This window comes from Winogradskyella maritima, assembly GCF_042650215.1.
Taxonomy (GTDB): domain Bacteria; phylum Bacteroidota; class Bacteroidia; order Flavobacteriales; family Flavobacteriaceae; genus Winogradskyella; species Winogradskyella maritima.
The window spans coordinates 1-1,336 of record NZ_JBHSAT010000013.1 but is presented as its reverse complement, the minus strand read 5'-3'; the positions used below and the strand labels follow the sequence as shown (position 1 = coordinate 1,336).

The window sequence follows — 1,336 nt, the reverse complement described above, 5'->3', positions numbered from 1 at the left end:
GCAATAAGTTGTTAAAACAGGCCTTTGCCATAGCAAAATCAGGACTGATATACGACGATAGTTACAGAAGTACTTTAGTGAAAAATTAATGGGATTTTACTTGTTTTCTACCACAGTACTTTGTTGTAAAACGTTATTTATTTATTACTGTTCCAACAATGTCCTTTTTGTCTATCAATCCGACAAATCTTGAATCTTGAGCTGTATCTCTATTATCTCCCAATACGAAAAATTTGTTTTTGGGAATTATTAGTGGTCCAAAATTATCCAAATTCCAATTCTTTTTAAACAGTTTTTGGACAATAGTATTTTGGTCAAACTTACTCGCTACAGTACGTCTTTTGTCAAAATTATTTTCGAGAGCATAGCTATATGGTAAAAAAACCATTATCGAATCCTTATCATTTCCATTTGTGGTGTAGAATCGAATATCTTCTTTTAATTCAGATTTAGCTTGATTATATTCCGTTTTAGACAAAACATAAAAGTGCGTTAAGTCAAGTTCTTTGTCAAAATTTCTACCATTAATGAACAGTTTCCCATATCTAATTTCAACAGTATCATTTTCTTTACCACAGACTCTATTAACTGCGGTTTTTGTTAAAACATTTTTTTCGTTGAAGTAACAAATGAAATCTCCATTTTTCGGCGCAACTAAATTCGACAGAATCAAATTCGAGTTTTGTTTCAATGTTGGGAAATTCGATGTTGATTGATAATCATAGACTTTGAATATTCCAGTCCAATTCAAAATGAAGTACAAACTGAAAATAATTCCAATAAAGATTAATGTTATTTTCAGGGGTTTCTTCATAATGTTTTACAACGAAAGGGCTACGCGCAGTGCGACCCTGGATTTGTATTTGTTGTAACTGCAAGTTACATAAAAATGCAAATACAGATTGGGTCGTGCCGAATTGCGTTTAGCCGGTGATATGTTGAGTTGCCTTGGGCTCGAGTGCCGTTGACGGCTAAAATGCGCATGACTCCCGCTGATGAAGCAATTTGGTGTAGCCCTTTCGATGATGTCGACTTGCAAAAGGGTGGGAGTTCGACGTAAGGAGAACGTAGCCATTTTGTTCGGCGCCGACGCCGAATTCGACATCATCGGTCTTGTGTATGATTTGTTGCGTGTTTAAGCAACTAATTTAGTAAACAAAAACGAACGCGAGAAAATTCCGAAGGAATTTTCCAAATAAGCACTTGCCTAAGCAATTAATTATACACGTCTTAAGTTTACAATCCATTAAATTTAGAGTTATAAACAGAAAAGACAAAAGAGAGGATCAAGGTTATTATACACGTAGAAGCCTAGACTTCGTCAACATTGAAAATC

1 protein-coding gene is annotated in these 1,336 nt (G+C 34.7%); it reads right to left on the bottom strand.

Annotation, left to right across the window (positions count from 1 at the left end):
* Positions 1 to 133: 133 nt before the first annotated feature.
* Positions 134 to 814 carry a signal peptidase I gene (lepB, locus tag ACFOSX_RS10910; protein ID WP_386100736.1) on the bottom strand — a complete coding sequence of 227 codons (681 nt, stop codon included), beginning with the start codon at positions 812 to 814 and terminating at the stop codon, positions 134 to 136.
* Positions 815 to 1,336 lie beyond the last annotated feature (522 nt).